This window comes from Arthrobacter sp. JCM 19049, assembly GCF_001310435.1.
Window position 1 is genome coordinate 1 of the sequence record NZ_BAXF01000568.1, and the last position, 1,261, is coordinate 1,261.

The following is a 1,261-nucleotide window of genomic DNA, read 5'->3' on the forward strand; positions in this document are numbered from 1 at the left end:
CATCACCGCGCTGCCGGCACCGCTCGCCGGGCCGCTGACCGAGTTCGTGGCCGCCTCCCGGGCGGCCGGTTCGGCCCAGTGGCAGCGCAGCTATGTGGGCACCTTCGACCAGAAGCGCAAGTGCAGCCTGTACCTGAGCTATTTCGCCACCGGGGACACCCGCAAGCGGGGCACCGCGCTGGTCACCTTCCTGGAGGCCTACCGGGCGGCCGGCTTCGAGTTCGACGCCCAGGACCTGCCGGACTACCTGCCGGCAGTGCTGGAGTTCTCCGCCCGCAGCGACGATGAGATCGCCGGGGCGCTGCTGGCCTCGCACGTGGAGGGCATTGAGGTGCTGCGCGCCGCCCTGGAGGGGATGCACAGCCCCTGGGCGAACGTGGTGCGCACCATCACCCTCTCCCTGCCGCCGGTGGATAGGGCCACGCAGGAACGGATCCTGTCCCTGGTCAGCGAGGGCCCGCCAACCGAGACCGTGGGGCTCAGCTTCCTGGGCAACCTACCACCATTTAGTCCGAGGGAGGGGACGGGAGTATGAGCACCATGCAATTCCTGCTGTGGGTGGCGATGCCCTACGCATGCGCCGCCGTGTTCATCGTGGGGCACATCTGGCGGTACCGCTACGACAAGTTCGGCTGGACCACCCGGTCAAGCCAAAGCTATGAGAACCGGCTGCTGCGCTGGGGCTCACCGATGTTCCACTTCGGCATCCTGCTGGTGCTGGTGGGCCACGTGGTGGGGCTGCTGATCCCGCGCGAATGGCTCTACGCCATCGGCGTCACCGAACACCTCTACCACCTGGGCGCCACCTGGATGGGCACCGCGGCGGCCGTGCTGACGCTGGCCGGGCTGGTGATCCTGATCTACCGGCGGCGCACCGTGGGACCGGTGTTCCTGGCCACCACCCGGATGGACAAGCTGATGTACGTGCTGCTGGGGGCGACCCTGTTCTTCGGCACCGTGGCCACCATGGTCCACCAGGTGTTCGGGCCCGGCTACCCGTACCGTGAAACCATTTCACCCTGGGTGCGCAGCCTGCTGATCTTCCAGCCCGACCCCGCGCTGATGCAGCAGATCCCGCTGTCCTTCGCGCTGCACGTGATCACCGCGAACCTGCTGTTCGCCCTGTGGCCGTTCACCCGGCTGGTGCACGTGTTCTCCGCACCGATCCCGTACCTGTTCCGCCCCTACATCGTGTACCGTTCGCGCGATGAGGCCCCCAGCGGCATGCGCCCCGTACGCCGCGGCTGGGACCCGGTCACCG

Annotated in this window: 2 protein-coding genes; both read left to right on the plus strand. The window is 68.2% G+C overall.

Features of this window, described 5'->3' with window-relative positions; translation table 11 throughout:
* A partial coding sequence (gene narJ, locus JCM19049_RS14520; protein ID WP_054821924.1) for a nitrate reductase molybdenum cofactor assembly chaperone occupies window positions 1–535 on the plus strand: 535 nt, incomplete at its 5' end.
* On the plus strand, window positions 532–1,261 hold a 730-nt coding region (gene narI, locus JCM19049_RS14525; RefSeq protein WP_054821925.1), incomplete at its 3' end, for a respiratory nitrate reductase subunit gamma. The genes narJ and narI, both read left to right, overlap by 4 nt.